This is a genomic window from Streptosporangium sp. NPDC049248 (assembly GCF_040678965.1).
In the GTDB taxonomy this organism is placed as follows: Bacteria; Actinomycetota; Actinomycetes; order Streptosporangiales; family Streptosporangiaceae; genus Streptosporangium; species Streptosporangium fukuiense.
This window is the reverse complement of sequence record NZ_JBFAQY010000035.1, coordinates 50,923-76,155: the sequence shown is the minus strand read 5'-3', so window position 1 is coordinate 76,155 and position 25,233 is coordinate 50,923. Positions and strand designations below refer to the sequence as shown.

Below are 25,233 nucleotides of genomic sequence, written 5' to 3'. Positions count from 1 at the left end.
TCAAGAAGATCAGCTAAGAACGACAAGACGGCGTGTAGGGGGCATCCTGCCCAGCGCCTACGATGGAAGCGTAGTGGCCGTCCGGCGCGGGCGGCCCGTGATCCGCAGCCGTCGTGAGGTAGAGACCGTGTCCAGCAGCACGCCCGAAGTCAGCGATACCACCGTCACCGGAACCGCCCGGGTCAAGCGCGGCATGGCAGAGATGCTCAAGGGCGGCGTCATCATGGACGTCGTCAACGCCGAGCAGGCCAAGATCGCCGAGGACGCCGGTGCCGTGGCCGTCATGGCCCTCGAACGGGTACCCGCCGACATCCGCGCCCAGGGCGGCGTCTCCAGGATGAGCGACCCCGACATGATCGACGGCATCATCGCCGCCGTCTCGATCCCGGTCATGGCCAAGGCGCGCATCGGCCACTTCGTCGAGGCCCGGGTGCTCCAGTCGCTCGGGGTCGACTACATCGACGAGTCCGAGGTGCTCACCCCGGCCGACTACGCCAACCACATCGACAAGTGGCAGTTCACCGTGCCCTTCGTCTGTGGCGCGACCAACCTGGGCGAGGCGCTGCGCCGCATCACCGAGGGCGCGGCGATGATCCGCTCCAAGGGTGAGGCGGGCACCGGCGACGTCTCCAACGCCACCACCCACATGCGCAAGATCAGGGGCGAGATCAAGCGCCTGACCTCGTTGCCCGCCGACGAGCTCTATGTCGCGGCCAAGGAGCTCCAGGCGCCGTACGAGCTGGTGGCCGAGGTCGCCAAGACCGGCAAGCTGCCGGTCGTGCTGTTCACCGCCGGTGGCATCGCCACCCCGGCCGACGCCGCGATGATGATGCAGCTCGGCGCCGAGGGCGTGTTCGTCGGCTCGGGCATCTTCAAGTCCGGCAACCCCGCCGAGCGCGCCGCCGCGATCGTCAAGGCCACCACCTTCCACGACGACCCCGACGTCATCGCGAAGGTCTCCCGTGGTCTGGGCGAGGCCATGGTCGGCATCAACGTCGACGACATCCCGGCCCCGCACCGGCTGGCCGAGCGCGGCTGGTAGCGGAACCCAGGGAAACCGGCGGAGAGGCGGCCTCCTTGACGGAGGCCGCCTCTCTGGCGGTAGAAGGGCCGGCCAGGAAGGCCCAAGGCTGGCTATGAACCAGTTTGGGGTGATCTGGGAGGTGGCCATACCCTAAAAAGGCTGTTTCATTTCCAGGGGAAGGACCATTGGTGACCATCGTCCCCACGATCGGCGTGTTCGCGCTCCAAGGCGACGTGCGTGAGCACGTGCGCGCGCTGGAGGCCGTGGGCGCCAGAGCGGTCGCGGTACGGCGCCCCCACGAGCTGGAGGCGGTCGACGGCCTCGTCATCCCGGGCGGCGAGTCCACCACGATGTGGAAGCTCGCCGAGACCTTTGAACTGCTCGAACCGCTCCGGATGCGGATCAAGGCGGGTATGCCCGCCTATGGCTCCTGCGCCGGCATGATCATGCTGGCGGACCGGATCGAGGGCGGCATCGAGGGCCAGCAGACGATCGGCGGCATCGACATGGTCGTCCGGCGCAACGCCTTCGGCCGCCAGGTCGACTCCTTCGAGGCCGACATCGACTTCGCCGGCCGCGGTGCCATGCGGGCGGTCTTCATTCGCGCCCCCTGGGTGGAATCCGTGGGTTCGGGGGTCGAAGTGCTGGCGTTGGCCGAACCTGGAGATAGGATCGTCGCGGTCCGTCAAGGACCGCTGCTCGCCACATCCTTCCACCCGGAGATTACCGGGGATGTTGGTGTGCATTCATATTTCGCTGAGATGGTGAGGGAGCTCTAGGGGATGTCCGGCCACTCCAAATGGGCGACGACGAAGCACAAGAAGGCGGCGCTTGACTCCAAGCGCGGCAAGCTGTTCGCCAAGCTCATCAAGAACATCGAGGTCGCGGCACGGACGGGCGGCCCCGATCCGGACGGCAACCCGACGCTGTACGACGCCATCACCAAGGCGCGCAAGAGCTCGGTTCCGATCGACAACATCGAGCGCGCCCGCAAGCGCGGTGGCGGCCTGGAGGCCGGTGGCGCCGACTGGCAGACCATCATGTACGAGGGCTACGCCCCCGGCGGCGTCGCGGTGCTGATCGAGTGCCTCACCGACAACCGCAACCGGGCGGCCTCCGAGGTCCGTGTCGCGCTGACCCGCAACGGCGGTTCGCTGGCCGACCCGGGTTCGGTGTCCTACATGTTCAACCGCAAGGGCGTCGTGCTCGTCCCCAAGGGCGAGCTGGGTGAGGACGACGTGCTGACCGCGGTCCTCGACGCGGGCGCCGAGGAGGTCAACGACCTGGGGGACCAGTTCGAGGTCGTCTCCGAGGCCACCGACCTCGTGCCGGTCCGCAAGGCCCTGCAGGAGGCCGGGATCGACTACGACTCGGCCGAGTCCGGCTTCATGCCGACGATGAACGTCCCGCTCGACGAGGACGGCGCCCGCAAGGTCTTCAGGCTGATCGACGCCCTTGAGGACAGTGACGACGTGCAGAACGTCTGGGCCAACTTCGACGTCTCCGACGAGGTCATGGAGAAGCTCGACGCGTGATCTCGCGCTCGGCGTTCCCGTCGCGGAACTCCGGGCGGTGACCGCCGCTGACACTTCCCGCGGGCCCCGCGAGGGCCGTGCGCGACGTGCTCCCAGGCGGTAGAGTCTGGCACCGAACAGGTGTTCGGTGAGCGGAGGCGTGCCGGTGCGATTGCCCGAACTGCGGGTCATGGGGGTCGATCCCGGGCTTACCCGATGCGGGCTCGGCGCCGTCGAGGGGAGACCGGGCGCGCCGCTGAGCCTGGTCAAGGTCGGGGTGGTCCGAACCCCCGCCGACGACGAGATCGGCGCCCGGCTGGTGGCGATCGAGGCCGGCATAGAGCAGTGGCTCGACGAGCTCGAACCCGACGCGGTGGCCGTGGAACGGGTCTTCGCCCAGCACAACCTCAGGACGGTGATGGGCACCGCGCAGGCCTCCGCCGTGGCGATCCTGTGCGCCTCCCGCAGGGGGCTGCCGGTCGCCCTGCACACGCCGTCCGAGGTCAAGGCGGCGATCACCGGCAGCGGCACGGCCGACAAGCAGCAGGTCGGCACGATGGTGACCCGGCTGCTGCGGCTGGACGCCATGCCCAAGCCCGCCGACGCCGCCGACGCGCTCGCCCTCGCGATCTGCCACGTGTGGCGGGGCGGAGCCCAGAGCAGGCTGGCCGAGGCCGCGGCGAAGGCCGCGAGCGGCCCCGGCACGACCGCCGCGGCCTACTTCCGCGGCCGGGGCAGGGCCGGATACCCGAGAGGAACCACGAAGTGATCGCCTCGGTGCGAGGACAGGTGACCGTGATCGCCCCCGACGGGGCGGTCGTCGAGGTGGGCGGGGTGGGAGTGCTCGTGCACTGCACGCCGGGCACGCTGGCGACGCTCAGAACAGGCGAGGAGGCCCGGCTGGCCACCTCGCTGGTGGTCCGCGAGGAGTCGCTGACGCTGTTCGGCTTCGCCACCGACGACGAGCGCGGGATCTTCGAGATGCTGCAGACGGCCAACGGGGTCGGCCCCAAGGTCGCCCTGGCGATGCTGGCCGTGCACACCCCCAACGCGCTCAGGGTGGCCGTGGCCACCGCCGACGTCAAGGCGCTGACCAGGGTCCCCGGGGTGGGCCCGAAAGGCGCCCAGCGGATCATCGTCGATCTCAAGGGCAAGCTCGGCACGCCCGAGGAGGCGGTCAACGCCGCGCTCAACGGCCGCGCCGCCGCGCCCGTCTGGCGCGATCAGGTCCACTCCGGCCTGGTCGGCCTGGGTTACTCGGTACGGGACGCGGACGAGGCGGTCGCCGCCGTCGAGCCCCGGGCCGAGGCCGAACTGGCCGAGGGCCGCACCCCGCAGGTGGCGGCGCTGCTCAAGGCGGCACTCAGCGCGCTGAGCACGCGATGAGAGGCTCGACGGCGAAGGCGCGGCGGCCGGAGCGCGGGCGCCTCCGCCGTACGGTGAGCGGAGGTGGGACGGCGTGAGTTCCGAACGGGATCTGGTGTCGCCGGACGCCGAGGGCGACGAGAGGAACATCGAGGCGGCGCTGCGGCCCAAGCGGCTCGATGAGTTCATCGGCCAGGCACGGGTGCGCGAGCAGTTGTCCCTGGTGCTGCAGAGCGCGCTGCGGCGCAACCGGCCGCCGGACCACGTGCTGATGAGCGGCGGTCCCGGGCTGGGCAAGACGACCCTCTCCATGATCATTGCGACCGAGCTCTCCGTGCCGCTCCGGATCACCTCGGGGCCCGCGCTCGAGCGGGCCGGTGACCTCGCGGCGATCCTGTCGACCCTCTCGGAGGGCGAGGTCCTGTTCATCGACGAGATCCACCGCATGGCCAGGCCCGCCGAGGAGATGCTCTATCTGGCGATGGAGGACTTCCGCGTCGACATCGTGGTGGGCAAGGGGCCGGGGGCGACCGCGATCCCGCTGGAGATCGCCCCGTTCACCCTGGTCGGGGCCACCACCAGGGCCGGCATGCTTCCCGCGCCGCTGCGTGACCGCTTCGGCTTCGTCGCGCACATGGACTTCTACGGGGTCGCCGAACTGGAGGAGGTGCTGCACCGCTCCTCGCGCCTGCTGGGCGTGACGCTGCCGGACGACGCCGCCACCGAGATCGCCGGCCGCTCGCGGGGTACGCCCCGTATCGCCAACCGCCTGCTGCGCAGGGTCCGCGACTTCGCCGAGGTGCGCGCGGAAGGCGTCATCACCAGGGACGTCGCCTCCGCCGCGCTCAACCTCTACGAGGTCGACGCCGAGGGGCTCGACAGGCTCGACCGGGCGGTGCTCGGAGCGCTGCTGCGCAAGTTCGGCGGTGGCCCGGTGGGGCTGTCGACGCTGGCGGTCGCGGTGGGGGAGGAGCCGGAGACGGTCGAGGTGGTCGCCGAGCCGTTCCTGGTGCGGCAGGGCCTGCTGGCCCGCACCCCCCGTGGCCGGGTCGCGACCGCCGCGGCCTGGACCCATCTGGGGCTGGTGCCCCCGCCGGACGCCTTCGGTGCCTCGCTTCTCATCGATCTTGGGGATGATGCCGAGCAAATCTAGCGTTGTGCATCGGTAGGGGAGACGTACAAGGTTGATCACAGATAGATGACAACTGTATCGAAATGGGAACTTCCCTGCGTGCCGAATCGTGACTTCGTTGCCGTGCTTCTAACAACTCGCCTAAACTCCGAGCCTTGGCTGGCTGTGTAGGCTGACGTGCTGAGCGGCATGGTCGTATATGACGTCCGGTTTCACGCCGGTCATTCTCAAGAGAAGGAGCGGCCCTGTGGGCGGCAGCTATTCAAGTCTGATCATGATCGCTCTCATGGTCGTGGTTTTCTACTTCCTGCTGATCCGGCCGCAGCGTAAGCGGCAGCAGGAGCAGGTCAAGATGCAGAACAGCCTCGCGCCGGGCACCGGTGTCATGACCACGACGGGTCTTTTCGGGACCGTGGTGGCCATCGACGCCGACGACGTGATCCTGGAGATCGCCCCCGGCGTGGAGACCCGCTGGGTGAAGGCGGCGATCGGCCGCGTCCTGGTTCCCGTCGACGATGTGGAGGAGGATGTCAAGCCCGCCGACCACGACGTCGCGGAGACCGCCGAGCAGCAGAGCGAAGAGCGCGACTCGGCGAGCAAGAAACTGTGAGTAGGTTCACCACCAATCCCCTATAACCGAAAGTCGACCAGTGGCCCGACCGACCAGCGGCCAGAGCAAACCGGGGCGCATGCTCCTGCTGCTTCTGGCGATCATTCTCGCCATGGGAGGGGTGATGCTCCTCAACAAGGCGTACACCCCGGAATATGGCCTCGACCTCGCCGGCGGCACGACAGTGACGCTGCAGCCCATCACCCCGAACGGAAGCGCTCCCTCCCAGGAGAGTCTCGACCTGGCGGTGAACATCATCCGCGAGCGGGTGAACGGCAGCGGCATCTCCGACGCCGAGGTCGCCAAGTCCGGTGACAACATCGTCATCTCCGTCCCCGGAGTTGGCCAGGAGGAAGTCGTCAAGCTGGTCGGCACCACTGCGGAACTGCGGTTCCGCCAGGTGCTGGCGATCGGGGCCGGATCGCCTCCGCCCCCCGGAGAGCTGGCTACCCAGGCGCCGACGCCGTCTCCCTCGCCCACCACCTCCGGGGGCAAGGGGACCAGGGCGCCCAGGCCCACCGACTCCGCGGCGCCGAAGCCGTCCGCGACGGCCGCCCCCGACACGAACACCTCGCCCGCCGGGCGCGCCCTGTCGTCGGGGCTGCTCAAGCCAAGCCCGGGAGCCGGCTCCGAGTCCTCTACGGAGCCTGCTCAACCCGGCGACCAGTCTTCCAAGCCGGGTAACGGCAGCGCCGCGCCGACGGCCCCGCCGACAGCCCCGCCGACGGCGGCCGACGATCCCATGGCGGGCGTCGACCCCACCGGGATCGACCCGGCGGCCCTCAAGGAGTTCCAGACGCTCGACTGCGCCAAGCAGACGAACCGAGGGGCTCAGGACGCGCCGGACAAGCAGTACGTGGGCTGCAGCACCGACGGCAGCACCAAGTTCATCCTCGACAAGGCGGCCGTGACCGGCACCTCGATCGACAGCGCGTCCTCGGGCGTCGACCAGACCACCGGCGAGTGGCTCGTCCAGCTCTCCTTCAAGGGCCAGGGCCCCGACCAGTGGTCGAAGGTCACCACCACCGCCTTCAACTCGCAGGCCCCCCGCAACCAGATCGCCATGGTCCTCGACGGCATGGTCATCTCCGCGCCCGTCATCCAGGAGCCGATCACCGGCGGCCGTGCGCAGATCTCCGGCAACTTCACCCAGGTGAGCGCCGACGAGCTGGCCAACCAGCTCAAGTACGGCGCACTTCCGCTGAAGTTCGAGAAGAGCTCCATCGACGAGGTCTCCTCCACCCTGGGCGCCGACCAACTGCGCGGCGGCCTCATCGCTGGCGCGATCGGCCTGCTGCTGGTCGTGATCTACTCGATGCTCTACTACCGGGGCCTGGGCGTCGTCTCGGTGCTGAGCCTCCTGGTGGCGACGATCGTTACCTACCAGTCGGTGGTGCTGCTCGGCGCGTTCGCCGGCTTCCGCCTCTCGCTGCCGCACATCATCGGTCTGATCGTCTCGATCGGTATCACCGCCGACTCGTTCATCGTCTACTTCGAACGTATCCGTGACGAGATGAAGGAAGGCCGCCGTTCGCTGCGCACGGCGATCGAGGTCGCCTGGGTCCGGGCCCGGCGGACGATCCTCATCGCGGACGCCGTCATGTTCATCGCCGCCGTGGTGCTCTACTTCCTGGCGGTCGGCGGTGTGGCCGGGTTCGCCTTCGCGATGGGCCTGACCACGCTCATCGACATCGCGGTGGTGTTCATGTTCACCAAGCCGTTCGTCGCGATGCTGGCGAGGCTGAAGTTCTTCGCCAAGGGGCACAAGCTCTCCGGTCTCGACGCCGAGCGCATGAGCGAGACCGTCACCGCTCCCAAGTCCGCTCCGCAGGAGGCCTGATGTCCGGCATCGCGCGCCGGCTGTACCGGGGCGAGGTCAACGTCGACTTCGTCGGCCGCAGGAAGCTTTGGTACAGCCTCTCTGTAATCCTGCTGGTGATCTCCATCGCCGGTCTGGTCTTCAACGGCCTCAACCTGGGCGTGGAGTTCAAGGGCGGGTCCGTCTTCTCCTTCAAGGCCCCGGCGTCCGTCAACATCGAGCAGGTGCGCGGCACGTTCACCGATGCCGGTGTGCACCAGGTCATCGCGCAGACGACCCAGAACGGCTGGCGGGTCACCACGGAGAGCCTCCCGGCAGAGCAGGTCACCGCGGTCCAGAAGGCGGTGGCGAGCGAGTTCAAGCTGCCGCAGAACGAGGTCAACCTGCAGGTGATCGGTGCCTCGTGGGGCGGCCAGGTGGCCAACAAGGCCGTCATCGGACTGATCGTCTTCATGCTGGCGATCATCCTGTACCTGACGATGGCCTTCGAGTGGAAGATGGCGCTGTCGGCCGTCGTGGCGCTGCTGCACGACCTGGTGATCACCGCCGGTGTCTACGCCTGGTCCGGCTTCGAGGTCACCCCGGCGACCCTGCTGGGCTTCCTGACCATCCTCGGGTACTCGCTGTACGACGCCGTGGTCGTCTTCGACATGATCAAGGAGGTCACCGCCAAGCTCGGCACGACCTCCAAGATGACCTACACCGAGGCCGCCAACAACGCGCTGAACCACACGCTGATCCGGTCGCTGAACACCACCCTGGTGGCGATCCTGCCGGTCGCGGCGATCCTCTTCATCGGCACCACGCTGTTCGGCGCCGGTACCCTGAAGGACCTGTCGCTGGCCCTGTTCGTCGGCATGATCGTCGGAACCTACTCCTCGCTGTGCGTCGCGACGCCACTGCTGGTCACGCTGAAGGAGCGCGAGCCGCGCTACCAGGCGATCGCCCGCAGGCTCGCCGCCCACGGGGGTGGCTCCGGGGGCAGGACGACGCGTCAGCCGGTCACCGCCGGAGCGTCCAACGGGACCGTCAACGGGACCGCCAACGTGGCCAACGGGGCCGCGGCCGGCGGCGACAAACGCAAGAAGAAGTAAGCTCCGAGCAGTTCGCGCCTCCGCTCCCTGCCCAGGGGGCGGAGGCGTTTTCCTTCCCCCTCCCCAAGGAGTGCCGACCATGACCGAGCTGAGCAGGCTGATCCTCGATCGCATCCGTGACGTGCCCGACTACCCGCAGCCCGGGGTGATGTTCAAGGACATCACCCCGCTGCTCGCCGACCCGGTGGCGTTCGCCGCGGTGACCAGGGCGCTGGCCGGGCTGTACGAGGTGGACAAGATCGTTGGAATCGAGGCGCGGGGGTTCATCCTGGCCGCCCCGGTCGCCTGCCAGGCGGGCGCGGGCTTCGTCCCGGTACGGAAGAAAGGCAAACTGCCCGCTGAGACGCTTGAGGCGTCCTACGATCTGGAGTACGGCTCCGCCATCATCGAGGTTCACCGGGACGCCTTCATCCCCGGAGAGCGCGTTCTCATCGTCGACGACGTGCTCGCCACGGGAGGAACGGCGCGCGCGGCGGTGGAGCTGGTCCGCGAGGCGGGCGCCGAGGTCGTCGGCCTCGCCGTGCTCATGGAGCTGGCCTTCCTCAAGGGTCGCGAGCGCCTGACGGACGTCGAGTTGCACGCTCTCGTCGTCGTTTGATCGACCCCGCGGACAAAAGCACACAACCCCGTCTGGATACACTGAGGGATCTGGACTCGAACGTGAGGAGTCTGAGTGCCCCGTGATGTGGTCGTCCCCGACACGACCGCCAACGGTGGCGGTCCCGAGATGGCCGTCCCAGCAGGCGACGCCGGTTCCGCCATGTCCGGAGCCGCCGAGGAGAAGCCGGCGGTAAGGCGAAGGCTCGCACGTTTTGGGGGGCAATGGGGTGGCGGCATGAATCCGGTTCTGGAGCCGCTGTTCCGCACGGTCCGCGCCACCCATCCGAAGGCGGATCTGCGGCTCATCGAGCGCGCCTACGACGTGGCGGCCTATCACCACCGCGACCAGAAGCGCAAAAGCGGTGACCCGTACATCACCCACCCGCTGGCGGTGGCGACGATCCTGGCCGAGCTCGGCACCGACGACGAGACGCTGTGCGCCGCGCTGCTGCACGACACCGTCGAGGACACCGCGTACGGCCTGGACGAGCTGCGCTCGGACTTCGGCGACAACATCGCGCTGCTGGTCGACGGCGTCACCAAGCTCGACAAGGTCAAGTTCGGCGCCGCGGCCGAGGCCGAGACCGTACGCAAGATGGTCGTGGCGATGTCCCGGGACATCCGGGTGTTGGTGATCAAGCTCGCCGACCGGCTGCACAACATGCGCACCATGCGCTACCTGCCCGAGCACAAGCGGCACCAGAAGTCCCGCGAGACGCTGGAGATCTTCGCGCCGCTCGCCCACCGGCTGGGCATGAACACCATCAAGTGGGAGCTGGAGGACCTCGCGTTCGCCATGCTCTACCCCAAGCGCTACGACGAGATCGCCCGGATGGTCTCGGAACGGGCCCCGCGCAGGGACCTGTTCCTGCAGGAGGTCATCGAGAAGGTCTCCGGCGACCTGCGCGACGCCAAGATCCGCGCGGCCGTCAAGGGCCGTCCCAAGCACTACTACTCCGTCTACCAGAAGATGATCGCCAGGGACGTCGCCTTCGACGACATCTACGACCTGGTCGGCATCCGGGTGCTGGTCGACACGGTCCGCGACTGCTACGCGGCGCTCGGAACGATTCACGCGCGATGGAATCCGGTGCCCGGCCGGTTCAAGGACTACATCGCGATGCCCAAGTTCAACATGTACCAGTCGTTGCACACCACGGTCATCGGCCCGGAGGGCAAGCCGGTGGAGCTGCAGATCCGCACCCACGGGATGCACCACAGGGCCGAGTACGGTGTGGCGGCGCACTGGAAGTACAAGGAGGACATGACCACCTCCGGTCCTCCGGGGGCGAAGTTGAAGCCCGCCAGCGACATGGCGTGGCTGCGGCAGCTCCTCGACTGGCAGAAGGAGACCGCCGATCCGGGAGAGTTCCTGGAGTCGCTCAGGTTCGACCTGTCGGTCTCGGAGGTCTACGTCTTCACGCCCCGAGGCCAGGTCATCGCCCTGCCCGAGAACGCGACGCCCGTCGACTTCGCCTACGCCGTGCACACCGAGGTGGGGCACCGTTGCATCGGGGCCAGGGTCAACGGCCGCCTGGTGCCCCTGGAGTCGCGGCTGGGCAACGGTGACACAGTGGAGATCTTCACCTCCAAGTCGCCCGACGCGGGCCCCTCGCGTGACTGGCTGAAGTTCGTCAAGTCGGGACGGGCCCGTAACAAGATCCGGCAGTGGTTCTCCAAGGAGCGCCGCGAGACCGCGATCGAGGCGGGCAAGGAGGCGATCGGCCGCGCCATGCGCAAGCAGGGCCTGCCGCTGCAGCGCCTGATGTCCGGAGAGTCCCTCCTGGTCCTCGCCAGGGAGCTGCGCTACCCGGACGTCTCCGCGCTCTACGCGGCCGTGGGAGAGGGCCACATCGCCGCGCAGGCGGTCGTGCAGAAGCTCGTGACCTCCATCGGAGGAGTGGACGGCGCGGAAGAGGACATCGCCGAGGTCTCCGTGCCGACCAAGCTGCGCGGTCGTCCCCGGGGCAGTGGCGGCGCCGGAGTGGTCGTCGCGGGCGACTCCGACGTCTGGGTCCGCCTGTCGCGATGCTGCACTCCCGTGCCGGGCGATGAGATCGTCGGTTTCGTCACCCGCGGGCATGGCGTGTCGGTGCACCGCACCAACTGTCCCAACATGGATCAGCTCAAGTCCGAGCCCGACCGCCTGGTCGAGGTCGCCTGGTCCGCCGCGGACGACTCGGTGTTCCTGGTCGCGCTGCAGGTCGAGGCGCTCGACCGGCCGCGCCTGCTCTCGGATGTGACCCGCACGCTCTCCGACCAGCACGTCAACATCCTGTCGGCGTCGGTGACGACGTCCAGGGACAGGGTGGCGATCAGCAAGTTCACCTTCGAGATGGGCGACCCCAAGCATCTGGGGCACGTCCTGAAGGCCGTCCGCAACATCCAGGGCGTCTACGACGTCTACCGGGTCAGCGGCGCCGGTTCCTGAGCGTCGGGCGCGCCCTCGGACCCTCTCCGAGCCGGGGGCGGCGCCGACGCCTCATCACGAACGACAGGGCCGCGGAGGGCTCCCCGGTATGGGAGCCCTCCGCGGCCCTGTCGGTCCTTCAGATCGCGTCAGCCGCCCGCGGAAGGGGTCAGGAGAACTCGGCGAGCGTGCGCTCGGCCTCCTCCAGCCAGGAACGGCGGGCGGCCAGGGCCTCCTCGGCGTCCTTGACGTCCTTGTCCCTGCCCGCGTCCCTGGCCTTGGTCAGGCGGCCCTCCAACTGCGCGATCGACTTGCGCAGCTGGTCGACCGTGTTCTGGGCACGGGCGCGCGCCTCGGGGTTGGAGCGCTTCCACTCCGCCTCCTCGGCCTTGCGGACCGCGTCGTCGATCTTGCGCAGGCCGCCCTCCAGCCGGTCGCGCTGTTCGCGTGGGACCGGGCCCGCGGCCTCCCAGCGCTCCAGGATGCCGCGCAGGGCGTTCCTGGCCGCACGGACGTCGGTGACCGGGAGGATCTTCTCGGCCTCGGTCAGGAGTTGCTCCTTGGCCTCGGCGTTGGCCGCCAGCGAGGCGTCGCGCTCGGCGAAGACGGCCGAACGCGCCTGGAAGAACTGGTCCTGGGCGCCCTTGAAACGGCCCCAGAGCTCGTCCTCGACCTCCCGGGAGGCCCGGCCGGCGGACTTCCACTCCTGCATCAGCTCGCGGTAGGCAGACGCGGTGGCACCCCAGTCGGTGGACGAGGCCAGCGCCTCGGCCTCGGCCACGATGCGCTCCTTGGTGGAGCGCACGCCCTCGCGCTGCTCGTCCAGCCCGGCGAAATAGGCCTTGCGCCGCTTGGCGAAGGCCGTGCGGGCCGCCGACAGGCGCTTCCACAGCGCCGCCTCGGTCACCCGGTCGATGCGCTCGGCGGCCTTCCACTCATCGATCAGCTGGCGCAGCCGCTCGCCACCGGTCTTCCAGTGGGTGGTGTCGTCGGCGATGCGCTCGGCCTCGGCGACGATCCGCTCCTTGACGCCCTTGGCCTCGGCCCTGGCCACGTCACGAGCGGCCTTGACCTCCTCCCGGCGCTGGGCGACCAGCTCCGTGAGGGTGTTGAGGCGGTTCAGCAGCGCGTCGAGGTCACCGACCGCGTGCGCGTCGGTGATCGCCTCGCGGAGCTTGACGATGGTCGCCTCCGCCTGGGCGGGCGGCAGGTCAGTGCCGCGGAGCCGCTGTTCGAGCAGGGTGACCTGCCCGGCCAGCTCGTCGAACTTGCGATGGAAGTAGGCGAGTGCCTCTTCCGGTTCGCCGGCCTGCCAGGACCCGACGGCCCGTTCTCCCTCAGCCGTACGTACGTAGACGGTGCCGTCGTCGTCTACCCGGCCCCACGGGTCGGTGCTCACCGTGTCCTCCCGCACTTTCATCAGCCTTTCGGGACTTACCGCCCCTTGTATGTATTACGTCAGCTCTTGCTGGACATTGTCACGTCTTTGATTTCGAGGGTTTCCTTCGGTGCCCCGGTGCCGTCAGGCCCCGGAGTGATGACGCCCGCCTTGTTCACCTTGTCGAGGATCTCCAGGCCCTTGGTGACCGTACCGAAGGGGGTGTAGTCCGGCGTCAGCGGGGCGTCGCCGTACACGAGGAAGAACTGGCTGCCGTTGGTGTCGGGACCGCTGTTGGCCATGGCCACGACGCCGCGGGTGTACTTGGCGCCCTCCAGGTTCTCGTTGACGAAGCGGTAGCCGGGGCCACCCTGACCGTCGGTGGGGTTCTTGCCGTCGGCCTTGGCCAGCGGGTCGCCGCACTGCAACATCGGGAACTGGTCGGAGCCCAGCCGGTGACACTTGGAACCGTCAAAGTACTTCTTCTGCGCCAGGAAGGCGAAGGAGTTGACGGTGCACGGAGTCTTGTCTGCCGACACCTCGATGACGATGTCGCCCTGGTTGGTCTTCAGGGTCATCGTCGTGGGAGTCTTGTCGACCTTCGCCGGAGGCAGGCCCACGTTCTTGGTCGTGCCGCCTTCCGAGGCGACGTAGCCGCAGGTTCCGCTGGCCGCGTCGAAGGCCGTCGGCTGCGTGCCGGCCGCGGAGGCCGTCTCCGAGGGGTTCCCCGAGGGCGCCGGATCGGCGGTCGCCGTCGTGTCGGAACCCCCGAACACGCTGGTCGCGACGATCACACCCGCCACAGCCAGCACACCGACCACACTGGTGCCGATGAGTGCGATGCGCTTGGCCCTGGCGACCTTGGCCTCACGTTCGACGCGTCGCTTCATCTGCCGCTCGTAGTGCTCGCGCGCCAACTGCTTCTGGCGCTCCCTGCCGCTCACCGCTTCGCCCTCCCGAGTGCCGAGTCGTACTTAATGAGGTGGGCGAATCGTATCGGCCAATGGGTAATGGTTCGCAGCCCGCCGACCCGCACCGGTACCCTTCGGTTACATTCCCATCCGCATTCTTGACGAGATCAGCTGAGGCAGATGCTCATCGCCGGCTTTCCCGCAGGGTCCTTCCAGACCAACTGTTACGTCGTCGCTCCCGCCGCGGGCGAGGAGTGCGTGGTCGTCGATCCCGGCCAGAACGCCGTCGGCGACCTCGATGACCTGCTGCGCGAGCACCGGCTCAAACCGGTCGCGGTGCTGGTCACCCACGGGCACCTCGACCACATGTGGTCGGTGGCCCCGGTCTGCGGCGCGCGTGACGTCCCCGCGTGGATCCATCCCGAAGACCGCGAGCTGCTGTCCGATCCCGGCAAGGGGATGTCGCTGTCCGCGAAACAGCAGCTGTTCGGGGGACTGACCTTCACCGAGCCGGACGACGTGCGCGAGCTCGCGGACGGCGAGGTGCTGCGGCTGGCGGGCCTGGAGCTCACCGTCGACCACACCCCCGGCCATACCAGGGGGTCGGTGACCTTCAGGTTGCCCAGCACCGAGGAGATCCCCGACGTGCTGTTCTCGGGCGACCTGCTCTTCGCCGGCTCCATCGGCCGCACAGATCTTCCAGGCGGCGACTACCCGACCATCCTGCGCAGCCTGGCGGCCAAGTGCCTGCCGCTGCCGGCGGACACGGTGGTGCTGCCCGGCCACGGACCACAGACCACGATCGGCCAAGAGCGTGCCACCAACCCGTATCTCGCGGAGGCGGAGCAGGCCGCGGGCGCAGGCCCCGCGGGTCTCAGGCACGACCGCGGCCCCGGCAGGGGACTTTAGACAATGACTTTGCAGGCGCCCAAGGGCACCTTCGACTGGATCCCACCGCGTTCGGAGCGGGCACTCGCGGTACGCGAGGCGCTGACCGACCCCGTCCGCCGGGCGGGTTACGGCTACATCGAGACGCCGGTCTTCGAGGACACCGCGCTGTTCGTGCGCGGCGTCGGGGAGTCGACGGACATCGTCTCCAAGGAGATGTACACCTTCGAGGACAAGGGCGGGCGCTCCATCACGCTGCGCCCCGAGGGCACCGCCCCGGTGGTGCGCGCGGTCCTCCAGCACGGCCTGCACAACGGGCAGCTTCCGGTGAAGCTCTGGTACTCGGGCAGCCAGTTCCGCTACGAGCGGGCACAGAAGGGCCGCTACCGGCACTTCTGGCAGGTCGGCGCCGAGGCACTGGGCGCCGAGGACCCGGCGCTCGACGCCGAGCTGATCCTGCTGGCCGTCGACGGCTACGCCGCGCTGGGGCTCACCGGGGTCCGGCTGCTGATCAACACGCTGGGCGACAGGGAGTGCCGCCCCGTCTACCGGGCCGCGCTCCAGGACTTCCTGCGCGGCCTCGACCTCGACGAGCCCACCCGGCAGCGGATCGAGATCAACCCGCTGCGCGTGCTCGACGACAAGCGCCCGGAGGTGCAGGAGCGGCTGGCCGGCGCGCCGCTGGTCGTCGACCACCTGTGCGGGGCGTGCAAGGCCTATCACGAGGAGGTCCGCTCGCTGCTGACCGCCTCCGGCGTGGCCTACACCGACGACCCCCGGCTGGTCCGCGGCCTCGACTACTACACGCGGACCACGTTCGAGTTCGTCCACGACGGGCTCGGCTCCCAGTCCGCGGTCGGCGGCGGAGGCCGCTACGACGGGCTGAGCGAGATGCTCGGCGGCCCCGCCCTGCCCAGCGTCGGCTGGGCGCTCGGCGTCGACCGTACGGTCCTGGCCATGGAGGCCGAGGGCCTGTTCGCGGGCGACGGCGAACAGGCGCGCGTACAGGTGTACGGTGTGCCGCTGGGTGAGGAGGCGCGCCGCCGGATGTTCCTTCTTGTCACCGAGTTGCGCCGGGCGGGCCTTGCCGCCGACATGTCGTTCGGCGGCAAGGGTGTCAAGGGCGCCATGAAGGGCGCCGACCGCTCGGGGGCGAGCCACGCGGTGATCCTCGGCGAGCGTGATATCGCCGCGGGGACCGCGCAGGTCAAGGACCTGGTCAGCGGAGAGCAGAGCGCCGTACCACTCGCTGAGATCGTCACGACGTTGAAGGAGAGACTGGACAAATGATCCGCACGCACGAAGCGGGATCACTGCGCGAGGAGCACGCCGGGCAGCAGGTGACGCTCGCCGGATGGGTGGGGCGCCGCCGCGACCACGGCGGCGTGGTCTTCATCGACCTGCGTGACGCCTCCGGCTCCGCCCAGGTGGTCTTCCGCGAGGAGGACGACGCCCACGGCCTGCGCGCCGAATACTGCGTCAAGGTCGTCGGGCAGGTGCGGGTCCGCCCCGAGGGCAACGAGAACCCCGACCTGCCGACCGGCGCGATCGAGGTCGTCGCCTCCGAGGTCGAGGTGCTCAGCGAGTCCGCCCCGCTGCCGTTCCCCATCGAGGGCGGGACCGGCATCTCGGAGGAGGCCAGGCTCAAGTACCGCTACCTCGACATCCGCCGCCCGCAGATCGCGCAGGCCATGCGCACCCGCTCCAAGGCCACCTACCTCGCCCACCAGGTGATGGACGAGCACGGGTTCAACTACGTCGAGACCCCGATGCTGACCCGCTCCACCCCGGAGGGTGCCCGCGACTTCCTGGTCCCGGTCCGGCTTCAGCCCGGGAACTGGTACGCCCTGCCGCAGTCGCCGCAGCTGTTCAAGCAGCTCCTGATGGTCGCCGGGCTGGAGCGCTATTACCAGCTCGCCCGCTGCTTTCGCGACGAGGACCTGCGCGCCGACCGGCAGCCGGAGTTCACCCAGATCGACGTCGAGATGTCCTTCGTCGACCAGGACGACGTCATGGCCCTGGGGGAGGCGCTGATCGGCCGGATCTGGAAGGAGACGGTCGGCTACGAGCTGCCGAACCCGCTACCCCGGATGACCTACCGGGACGCCATGGCCCGCTACGGCTCCGACAAGCCCGACCTGCGCTTCGGCCAGGAGCTCGTCGAGATGACGGAGTTCTTCGCCGACACCACCTTCAGGGTCTTCCAGGCACCGTACGTGGGCGCCGTGGTCATGCCCGGCGGCGCCTCCCAGAGCCGCAAGGAGCTGGACGCCTGGCAGGAGTGGGCCAAGTCGCGCGGCGCCAAAGGCCTGGCTTACGTGCTGGTGGGCCAGGACGGCACGCTCGGCGGCCCGGTCGCCAAGAACCTGTCCGAGACCGAGGCGGCGGGCCTGGCGGCCAAGGTGGCGGCTGAGCCCGGAGACGCGATCTTCTTCGCGGCCGGCGCGGCCTCCGCATCCCGCGACCTGCTCGGCGCGGCCCGGCTGGAGATCGGCCGCCGCTGCGGCCTGATCGACGAGTCGGCCTGGAACTTCCTGTGGATCGTCGATGCCCCCATGTTCGAGGAGGACGGCGAGGGCGGCTGGACCCCGGTCCACCATCCCTTCACCGGTCCGAAGCCCGAGTGGGCCGACAACTTCCAGGACCACCCTGGTGAGGCCCTGGCCTACGCCTACGACATGGTCTGCAACGGCATGGAGATCGGTGGTGGCTCGATCCGGATCCACCGCGCCGAGATGCAGCAGCGCGTCTTCGACGTGCTCGGCATCTCCAAGGAGGAGGCGGAGAACAAGTTCGGCTTCCTGCTGGAGGCGTTCAAGTACAGCCCGCCGCCGCACGGCGGCATCGCCTACGGCTGGGACCGGGTCTGCACGCTCCTGGTCGGCGGAGAGTCGATTCGCGACGTGATCGCCTTCCCGAAGACGGCCTCCGGTTTCGACCCGCTGACCGGCGCTCCCTCCCCGATCACGGTGGGGCAGCGCAGGGAGGCCGGGGTGGACGTCAAGCCCAAGGCGGAGGCCTAACCCCCCTCGGCCGGCCCCGGTGAGCCGGGGCCGGCCGAGACGGGAACCTAGCGGTAGATCCTCCGCTGGAGGCCGTACAGCTCGGAGTAGAGTCCGGAGCCCGCCAGCAGCGTGCGGTGGTCACCGTTCTCCACCACCCGGCCTCCGTCGAGGACGATGATCATGTCGGCCATCCGCACGGTGGAGAAGCGGTGGGAGACGAAGAGGGTGATCGCGCCGGAGCGGTGACCCGCCTCGTGCGAGGAGGCGGCGTAGCGGTCGAAGATCGCGTGTTCCGCGGCGGCGTCGAGCGCGGCCGCAGGTTCGTCCAGGACCAGCAGAAGCGCCTCCTGGCGCATCAGGCACCGGGCGAGCCCCAGCGTCTGCCACTGGCCGCCGGAGAGTTCGACGCCGTGGCCGTAGCCGTGGCCCAGCAGGCCGGAAAGCCCGCCGGGCACCGTCGCCACGATCCGGTCCGCGTGTGCCAGCCCGAGCGCCCGCGAGATCGCCTCCCGGTCCTCCAGCCGGGCGAGGTCACCGACTCCGACGTTCTCCCCGAGGCGCAACTCGAACCGGGCGAAGTCCTGGAACAGGGAGGCCACCCTGGCCTGCCACTCGCGGGGTGGCAGGTCGCGCAGGTCGATGCCGTCCACCAGGATCCGGCCCGAGGTGGGATGGTAGAGGCCGCACAGCAGCTTGACGAGGGTGCTCTTGCCCGCCCCGTTCTCGCCGACGAGCGCCACCGATCCGCCTGCGGGTATCGTCAGGCAGACGTCGCGCAGGATCATCCTGTCGGTCCCGGGGTAGGCGAAACTCACGTGCTCCAGCCTGATGCCCTCTCGTAGCCTCCCGGGGACGCCGCCTTCCACGGGGGAAGGGCTCTCACCCGGCTCCCGGAGCGAGGCCAGCCGGTCCAGCGTCCTGCCGACGCCCTGTAGGGCGGTGAGCAACGTGGAGGCTCCGGCCACCTGCACGCTCACCTGGACCGCCAGGGTGATGACCAGCACCACGTCGCCCGCGTCGGCCCTTCCCCGGGCGGCCTGCCAGATCACCAGCGTGATCGCGCCTCCGTAGGCGAGGGAGAAGGCCAGCTGGCCCAGCGCCCGTAGCCCGGCGGCCCTCAGGTGCGCGCCTCGCAGTGCCGCGCTGGTCTTCGACCAGCAGGTGTCCTGCTCCCGCAGGAGAGGAGGCTCGGCGTGAAAGAGCCGGATCTCCTTGATCGAGGCCGGGGTGGTCGCGAGTTCGAGCAGGTGGCGGGTGCGGCGGGTGCTCTCGGCGGTCGCCTCCTTCGCCAGCTCCAGCAGGTTCTGCGCCCGTCTGCCGATCAGCACCGACGGCAGCGCCGCCAAAGGCAGCAGGGCCAGCCAGGGATCGAGCATCACCAGCAGGACCGCGGTGAACCCGGTCTGCAGGACGAGCCCGCCCAGCTGGAGCACCGACTCCACCGCGGTGCGGGTCTTGCCCAGCTCCTGGCGGACGAGGTTCACGCTGTCGGCGAAGGCCGGGTCGTCCAGGCGCTCAAGCCGCGGCGAGCCGTTGACGTGGCGGACCAGTTCCTCGTGCAGCACGGTCTCGGCGAGTTCGCCGACCTCGAAGTAGGACAGGTGGGCGAAGTGCCCGAGCATCAGCTCCAGGACGAGGAGCACGGCGACGGCGCAGACGACCGCCGTCGCGACGTCGACCCTCCCCGCGACGGCGGCGTTGGTGAACTCCCGCAGCCCCACGGCCACGAGCGGGGTGGCCAGGTAGCCCACCGCCATCAGCCCGACCGCCTTGAGCAGGCGTACTCGGTCGACCCTCGCGGCGAGGCGCAGCACGAACAGCGCGCTGAGCACGATCCATCTCATCGGCCGGCCTCCGTCCCCGGCGGGCCGGTGGCGAAGCGCCGGGCCTGCAGGTCGAAGAGGTCGGCGTAGCGTCCACCGGACCTCAGCAGTCCCGCGTGGTCACCCTGCTCGACCACGCGGCCGTGCTCGACGACCACGATCCGGTCGGCCCGCCGTACGGTGGAGAAGCGATGTGAGATGATCACCGTGGTCAGCCCGCCGGTGATGGCGAGGAAACGGTCGAAGAACTCCACCTCCGCCCGGACGTCCAGCTGGGCGGTGGGCTCGTCCAGGACCAGGACGGAGGCGCCCCGTTCGACGGCGAGAAAGGCGCGGGCCAAGGCGATCCGCTGCCACTGCCCGCCGGACAGGTCGCGCCCGCCCGCGTACTGCCCGGACAGCGGGGTGTCGAGGCCGGCGGGCAGGGAGTCCACCACCTCCAGCGCGCCCGCGCGCCGGGCGGCGGCGAGCAGGGCCGATCTGTCCCCGAGCGCGGCGGGGGCACCGAGGCCGATGTTGGCACCGGCGGGCAACTCGTAGCGGACGTAGTCCTGGAAGATCACGGCCAGCCGGCGCTGCCAGTCCCGGGGGTCCAGCCGCCGTAGGTCCTCACCGTCGACGAGAATTCTTCCCTCCGAGGGGTCGTAGAGGCGCGCCAGCAGCTTGACCAGGGTGGTCTTGCCGGCGCCGTTCAGCCCGACGATCGCGGTCGAACCCCCGGCGGGCAGCTCCAGGTCGAGGCCGTCCAGCACCTTCCGGCCGGTGCCGTAGGCGAAACCGACCCCTTCGAAGCGGATGCCGCGCCGGGGCAGCCCGCTCGCCGGGAGATCGCCCCGGGGAATCTCCCGCCGGCCGGCGGAGACCAGGTTCTCGAACTCCACCAGTGCCTCATAGGCGTTCAGCCCGTACTGGGTCTGCACATCACTCTCCGGAAAGAAGGTCCCGAACCGAATGGCGAGCAGCGCCGACTGGAGGGCGATGGAGAGTTCGAGTAGGCCGAGGTCGCCCAGTGCGGCGGAACGGGCGAGCCAGACCAGGAGTACGGTGCCCCCCACCAGGCCGACCAGGGTGTAGGCCACGAACGGCCAGAACAGGATGCGCCGCCGGCCACTCCACAGGGCCGTCAGGTACTCCCGCGCGTCCACGCGGTGGCGCCGCTCGTACCAGTCGATCAGACCCAGCGTCCTGAACTCCTTGGCGGCGGTGATCGCCGTGCCGATGTCGCGCAGATAGGTGACCCGCCGGCGCGGGCCGGACAGCTCGTGCCAGAGCGAGCCGAGGCGCCCCATGGATCCGCGCCTTCCGTGCCGGATCACCAGGGCGGTGACCGCCGCGACGGTGCCCGCGACCGGGGAGATCACGATTCCGATGAGGACCACCGCGCCGGCGAGCTGTGTGTACCTGGCGACCAGCGCGAGGGTGCCCGCCACCGCCTCCCCGGGAGTGGGCGGGAACCGGCCCAGGCCGTCGCGCGCGTCTCCGAGCCTGCCCGCGACGTTCTCACGTTCGAGCAGGGACAGTGGCGCCTCGGCCAGGGCGGAGCCCATCAACCGCCGGACGCAACCGCCGTCCACCCGGCGCGCGATCACCTCTCCCAGCGCGGCCTGGTAGGGCACCAGCGACTGCTGCAGGATGTAGGCGCCGACCGCGAGGGCCAGCGCCGCGCCGACGGTGACCGGGCCGGTTCCGCTCGCCGTGGTGGAGACCTCGGCGAGCATGACGCTCGTCCAGACGATGAAGCCGACGGGAAGCAGGCCCACCAGGAGGTTGATCGCGAGCGAGGTGCCCAGCGCGGCCGGACCCGCGAGGAGGAGCAGCCGGGCGAACGCGCGCCGGCGTTCCGCGGGGGACGCCGAAACGGGTGTTCCTGCGGTCATCGGGTTTCCCCGTCCCGGAGGGGAGGCGTTTGGACTATGATCGGCGGCAAAGCTGTGACGAAGCCAAGTAGGCCGGGACCATGCGAGCAACGAGAGAGCCGCCGGAGCTGGAAAGGCGGCCTCGCCCCCGGGCCGAAGACCCTTCCGAGCTGCGGGGAGGAACGGCGGGGCCACCGCGGTGACCGTCCAATGCCCCGCCGGTCGGCCCTCGTCATCGGGTCATAATGAGGTCCCGCCTCCGGCGGGGCAAAGGTGTGGTGGCACCGCGAGCGAAATGTCCCTGCTCGCCCGCACCTGATAGGGACTCCCGTAAGTTCTCTGTGCGGAGTTGCCATGCGAATTCTTTCCTCCCAGGTGTCCAAGCATGTCGGCGAAGAGGTGTGTCTCGCCGGTTGGCTGCATCGCGTTCGCGCGCTGAAGTCGGTGACCTTCGCCGTGCTTCGCGATCGGGACGGTCTCGTCCAGGTCGTCGCAGCCGACCCGGAGCTGGTGAGGCGCCTCGCCGAACTGCCCGAGGAGACCGTGGTCGAGGTGGTGGGCACCGCCACCGCCAACCCTCAGGCACCGGGTGGGGTGGAGATCACCTCGCCGACGTTTCGCGAACTCTCCGACCCGGCCGTCGCGCCCCCGTTCGACCTCTACCGGCCGGTGGTCTCGGCGAGTCTGCCCACCGTGCTCGACAACGCGGCGGTGGCCTTGCGTCACCCCAGGCTGCGCGCGCCGTTCGAGATCTCCGCGGCCTCGGTGGAGGGCTTCCGCCGGGCGATGGAGAGGCTGGACTTCATCGGGGCGCACACTCCCAAGGTGGTCTCCTCCGCCACCGAGTCCGGGGCCAACGTCTTCGCGCTGGACTGGTTCGGCCGCCGGGCCTACCTGGCGCAGTCGCCGCAGTTCTACAAGCAGACCCTGGTGGGGGTCTTCGAGCGGGTCTACGAGATCGGGCCGGTCTTCCGCGCCGAGCCGCACGACACCGCGCGGCATCTGGCCCAGTACACCAGCCTCGACGCCGAGATGGGCTTCGTGACCGACCACCGCGATGTCATGGCGGTCGTCCGCGAGGCGGTCGCCGACATGGTCTCCAGCGTCGCCCAGCGTGCCGCGGGGGCGGTGGAGCTGATCGGTGCCGAGCTTCCGGACGTACCGGCGGAGATCCCGTCGATCCACTTCGCCGACGCGCAGGAACTGCTGGCCCGCGAGAGCGGCGAGGACCCGCGGGGTGAGCCCGACCTGGCCCCCGCGCACGAGAGGTGGCTGTGCGAGTGGGCTGTTCGCGAGTACGGTTCGGAGTTGCTGTTCGTCACCGGTTACCCCATGGCGAAGCGACCGTTCTACACCCACCCCGACCCCCTGCGGCCGGAGTACTCCAACAGCTTCGACCTGCTCTTCCGCGGCCTGGAGCTGGTCACCGGCGGGCAGCGGCTGCACCGCCACTCCGACTATCTCGCCGCCCTGCGGGCCCGCGGGGAGAGTCCGGAGCCGTATGCCGGCTATCTGGCGGCCTTCGCGCACGGCATGCCGCCGCACGGTGGGTTCGCCCTGGGCCTTGAGCGCTTCGTCGCCAGGCTGACCGGGATGGACAATGTCCGCTGGACCACCCTCTTCCCGCGTGACCTGCACCGCCTGACCCCGTGAGCGGCGGGCCCCTCGCCGCCAGGGCGAGGGGCCCGTTCCTGGCAGGGCGGGGCTCACCCGCATAGATGCCGCTTGAGGCTGTGCAGGGCCGGGACGAGCAGCAGTGGTGAGAGCGCGACCAGCCAGGCGAGATGCCCGGCGGCCGAGGTGAGGTCGCCCTCGATCACCAGGGACCTGGACAGCTCCACACCGTGGTGCAGTGGGGAGACCTCGGCGACCGCGCGTAGCGCCGCGGGCAGCCTCTCCGTCGGAAAGAAGACCCCGCTGATCAGGGTGAGCGGGGTCAGCACCAGTGTGTAGAAGTAGGAGTAGGCGTTTATCGCCCGGACCGCGCCGGTGAACAGCAGGCCCGCACAGGCGAAGACCAGGCCGAGCGGGAGCAGGGCCGGTACGGCCAGCAGGGCGGTGCTCGCGGGCGCGTATCCCAGCGCGGCGAGGATCGCGAGGTAGACGCCGGTGTAGACCAGGCATCGGGTCAGTGCCCAGATCAGCTCGCCCAGCGCGATGTCCACCGGCTCGACGGGACTGGTCACGGCCGCGTCGTAGCTGCGGGCGTGGCGCAGCCGTACGAAGACGTTGTAGGTGACCTCGAAGACGGCGCCGTTCATCGCGGTGACGGCGAGCAGTCCCGGGGCGACGAAGCTCGCGTAGGAGGAACCCAGGGCCTGTCCGTCCACGTAGAAGCCCAGGCCGATCCCCAGAGCCGCCAGGGAGAAGACCGGTTCGAAGAAGTTGGGGACGATGGTGGTCTTGTAGGACTTCCTGAACAGGGTGAGGTCGCGCCACCAGATCCGGCCGGCCAGGCTGAGGGAGGGGGGCGGCACCGCCCGGCGCGGCCTGTGCCGACCGCGTGGCCTGGGGGGCGCGGGGAGGGGCGTGGGGAGATCAGCAGGGGGAACGGGGCGCTCGCGTTCCAGGGCGTGCAGCGCGTCCTGCAGCGAGCTCGGCCGGACCATGAGCTCCTCGGCTCCGGCCACCTGGAGCTCGCCGGCCAGGCCGGTGACGGAATCCCCGAACACCAGGAGCCGGTTGCCCACCCGCAGCCGGGTACGCGTCCGCGTCCAGGCGGGTTCCGTGGCCCCGGAGTGCGGGACGCCGAGCTCGACCACGTACCTCGGCACGGTCGCGGTGATCAACCGCCGCGGGCTGGAGGAGCGCAGCACGCGTCCGGAGCCGAGCACGGTGACGCCGTCGCAGAGGCGTTCGACCTCATCCATATGGTGCGTGGTGAGGATCAGGGTCTTGCCCGACTCACAGAGCGCGTCGAGCAGATCCCACAGCAGCAGACGCCCCTCGGGGTCGAGCCCGGTGCTCGGTTCGTCCAGCAGGATCAGGTCCGGATCGTTCACCAGGGCGCGGGCGATCAGCAGGCGCCGCTGCATGCCGCCGGAGAGCGTCTGGGGCATGGAGCGGGCGTGCGCGGTGAGATCCACCGTCTCCAGCAGTTCGTCGGCGCGGGCGGCCGCGCTCCGGCCGGAGAGCCCGTGGTAGCGGCCGAAGGTGGTGAGGTTCTCCCGGACGAGGATCTCGTTGTCGTAGGTCATCCCCTGCGGCACCACCCCGATCCGCGCCTTGACCTGTCTGGGGTGGAGCGCCACGTCGTGACCGAGGACCCGAAGCGACCCTCGGTCGGGTGCCAGAGTGGCGCTGAGCATACGCATCAGGGTCGTCTTGCCGGCCCCATTGGGCCCGACCAGGGCGTGACGCCCGCCTGCCGGGATCGAGAGGGAGATTCCCGCGAGGGCGAGATGGGAGTCATGCCAGCGGTACAGGTCGTGGCCCTCCACCGCAAGGGAGGGCGAATCGGCGACAGCGGTGCCGACCTTTTTGGGATCGACCGAATCTAAAGCGCTCAAGATGAGAAATACCTTTTCGGCAGAGATGATCCGATGATTCCCCGGGTGTTCGCATGGAGAGCGCGAGTGCTCCATCGGTAAGCGTCACGGTTGGTCCAGTCGACAGGCCATAGCCGCATATATGCAGACTTTGTTACGGTTGGCTCCGTCAGTGAAGTAAACGGGATAACTCTGGCGGTTTCATCAGGGGAATCCCTGAAGCTTTGCAGGCAATCATTACGCTTGGATGATTTCCGCAGTTGAGGCGCCTTCCGCTGCGGTCGACGCCGGCACGGGTGACGGCCGTGCGGGACCT

General features: G+C 69.5%; 20 protein-coding genes. 15 read left to right on the top strand and 5 right to left on the bottom strand.

Translation table 11 applies throughout. The annotated features are described in order from the left end of the window. Positions 1 to 127 precede the first annotated feature (127 nt). From pdxS to AB0K21_RS39385, 11 genes are all read left to right on the top strand, one after another. Positions 128 to 1,042: a pyridoxal 5'-phosphate synthase lyase subunit PdxS gene (gene pdxS / locus AB0K21_RS39435; protein ID WP_030919964.1), complete on the top strand. Its 915-nt coding sequence runs from the start codon at positions 128 to 130 to the stop codon at positions 1,040 to 1,042. Between the two features lie 170 nt (positions 1,043 to 1,212). After that, positions 1,213 to 1,803 carry a pyridoxal 5'-phosphate synthase glutaminase subunit PdxT gene (gene pdxT / locus AB0K21_RS39430; RefSeq protein WP_343965118.1) on the top strand — a complete coding sequence of 197 codons (591 nt, stop codon included), beginning with the start codon at positions 1,213 to 1,215 and terminating at the stop codon, positions 1,801 to 1,803. Positions 1,804 to 1,806: 3 nt separating this feature from the next. Continuing rightward, positions 1,807 to 2,559: a YebC/PmpR family DNA-binding transcriptional regulator gene (locus AB0K21_RS39425; protein WP_326638806.1), complete on the top strand. Its 753-nt coding sequence runs from the start codon at positions 1,807 to 1,809 to the stop codon at positions 2,557 to 2,559. A 160-nt stretch (positions 2,560 to 2,719) separates the two neighbouring features. Beyond that, positions 2,720 to 3,307 (top strand): crossover junction endodeoxyribonuclease RuvC, encoded by a 588-nt coding sequence (gene ruvC, locus AB0K21_RS39420; RefSeq protein ID WP_037971696.1) that lies wholly within the window; start codon positions 2,720 to 2,722, stop codon positions 3,305 to 3,307. Then, on the top strand, positions 3,304 to 3,924 hold the full coding sequence (gene ruvA / locus AB0K21_RS39415; protein WP_364157438.1) for a Holliday junction branch migration protein RuvA: 621 nt from the start codon (positions 3,304 to 3,306) through the stop codon (positions 3,922 to 3,924). Before ruvC ends, ruvA begins: the two co-directional genes overlap by 4 nt. A gap of 73 nt (positions 3,925 to 3,997) precedes the next feature. Beyond that, positions 3,998 to 5,056 carry a Holliday junction branch migration DNA helicase RuvB gene (ruvB, locus tag AB0K21_RS39410; protein WP_364157435.1) on the top strand — a complete coding sequence of 353 codons (1,059 nt, stop codon included), beginning with the start codon at positions 3,998 to 4,000 and terminating at the stop codon, positions 5,054 to 5,056. Between the two features lie 178 nt (positions 5,057 to 5,234). Then, the gene (gene yajC / locus AB0K21_RS39405) at positions 5,235 to 5,645 is read left to right on the top strand and encodes a preprotein translocase subunit YajC (RefSeq protein ID WP_343965110.1); all 411 of its coding nucleotides are present in this window, start codon (positions 5,235 to 5,237) and stop codon (positions 5,643 to 5,645) included. Between the two features lie 79 nt (positions 5,646 to 5,724). Beyond that, positions 5,725 to 7,485, top strand: a complete 1,761-nt coding sequence (secD, locus tag AB0K21_RS39400) for a protein translocase subunit SecD (protein WP_343965108.1) — start codon at positions 5,725 to 5,727, stop codon at positions 7,483 to 7,485. Beyond that, positions 7,485 to 8,558: a protein translocase subunit SecF gene (secF, locus tag AB0K21_RS39395; RefSeq protein ID WP_343965106.1), complete on the top strand. Its 1,074-nt coding sequence runs from the start codon at positions 7,485 to 7,487 to the stop codon at positions 8,556 to 8,558. Before secD ends, secF begins: the two co-directional genes overlap by 1 nt. 79 nt (positions 8,559 to 8,637) lie before the next feature. Beyond that, positions 8,638 to 9,156 carry an adenine phosphoribosyltransferase gene (locus AB0K21_RS39390; protein ID WP_343965104.1) on the top strand — a complete coding sequence of 173 codons (519 nt, stop codon included), beginning with the start codon at positions 8,638 to 8,640 and terminating at the stop codon, positions 9,154 to 9,156. A gap of 237 nt (positions 9,157 to 9,393) precedes the next feature. Beyond that, complete coding sequence (locus AB0K21_RS39385; protein WP_343965102.1) at positions 9,394 to 11,589, top strand: bifunctional (p)ppGpp synthetase/guanosine-3',5'-bis(diphosphate) 3'-pyrophosphohydrolase; 2,196 nt, start codon at positions 9,394 to 9,396, stop codon at positions 11,587 to 11,589. A 148-nt stretch (positions 11,590 to 11,737) separates the two neighbouring features. On the opposite strand, the gene AB0K21_RS39380 is transcribed toward AB0K21_RS39385, so the two are convergent. Both AB0K21_RS39380 and AB0K21_RS39375 read right to left on the bottom strand, forming a co-directional pair. After that, positions 11,738 to 12,967: a DUF349 domain-containing protein gene (locus AB0K21_RS39380; protein ID WP_343965100.1), complete on the bottom strand. Its 1,230-nt coding sequence runs from the start codon at positions 12,965 to 12,967 to the stop codon at positions 11,738 to 11,740. 59 nt (positions 12,968 to 13,026) lie between these two features. Next, complete coding sequence (locus tag AB0K21_RS39375) at positions 13,027 to 13,890, bottom strand: peptidylprolyl isomerase (protein ID WP_343965098.1); 864 nt, start codon at positions 13,888 to 13,890, stop codon at positions 13,027 to 13,029. 147 nt (positions 13,891 to 14,037) lie between these two features. Between AB0K21_RS39375 and AB0K21_RS39370 the strand changes: the two genes are divergently transcribed. From AB0K21_RS39370 to aspS (AB0K21_RS39360), 3 genes are read left to right on the top strand one after another with little or no spacing between them, the layout of a single operon-like run. Beyond that, positions 14,038 to 14,766, top strand: a complete 729-nt coding sequence (locus AB0K21_RS39370; protein WP_343965096.1) for an MBL fold metallo-hydrolase — start codon at positions 14,038 to 14,040, stop codon at positions 14,764 to 14,766. 3 nt (positions 14,767 to 14,769) lie between these two features. After that, positions 14,770 to 16,035: a histidine--tRNA ligase gene (gene hisS, locus AB0K21_RS39365; RefSeq protein ID WP_343965094.1), complete on the top strand. Its 1,266-nt coding sequence runs from the start codon at positions 14,770 to 14,772 to the stop codon at positions 16,033 to 16,035. After that, entirely contained in the window at positions 16,032 to 17,768 is a 1,737-nt protein-coding gene (gene aspS / locus AB0K21_RS39360; RefSeq protein ID WP_343965092.1) for an aspartate--tRNA ligase, read from the top strand. The genes hisS and aspS (AB0K21_RS39360) overlap by 4 nt, the downstream gene beginning before the upstream one ends. Before the next feature lie 47 nt (positions 17,769 to 17,815). Here aspS (AB0K21_RS39360) and AB0K21_RS39355 read toward each other — a convergent pair whose 3' ends face one another. Both AB0K21_RS39355 and AB0K21_RS39350 read right to left on the bottom strand, forming a co-directional pair. Then, positions 17,816 to 19,594 carry an ABC transporter ATP-binding protein gene (locus AB0K21_RS39355; protein ID WP_343965090.1) on the bottom strand — a complete coding sequence of 593 codons (1,779 nt, stop codon included), beginning with the start codon at positions 19,592 to 19,594 and terminating at the stop codon, positions 17,816 to 17,818. Then, the gene (locus AB0K21_RS39350) at positions 19,591 to 21,450 is read right to left on the bottom strand and encodes an ABC transporter ATP-binding protein (protein ID WP_343965088.1); all 1,860 of its coding nucleotides are present in this window, start codon (positions 21,448 to 21,450) and stop codon (positions 19,591 to 19,593) included. The genes AB0K21_RS39355 and AB0K21_RS39350 overlap by 4 nt, the downstream gene beginning before the upstream one ends. 333 nt (positions 21,451 to 21,783) lie before the next feature. On the opposite strand from AB0K21_RS39350, the gene aspS (AB0K21_RS39345) reads away from it, so the two are divergent. Beyond that, positions 21,784 to 23,082, top strand: a complete 1,299-nt coding sequence (gene aspS / locus AB0K21_RS39345) for an aspartate--tRNA(Asn) ligase (protein WP_343965086.1) — start codon at positions 21,784 to 21,786, stop codon at positions 23,080 to 23,082. Positions 23,083 to 23,135: 53 nt separating this feature from the next. Here the strand turns inward: aspS (AB0K21_RS39345) and AB0K21_RS39340 are convergent, their stop codons facing one another. Next, entirely contained in the window at positions 23,136 to 24,938 is a 1,803-nt protein-coding gene (locus AB0K21_RS39340; RefSeq protein ID WP_343965084.1) for an ABC transporter ATP-binding protein/permease, read from the bottom strand. Positions 24,939 to 25,233: the final 295 nt, after the last annotated feature.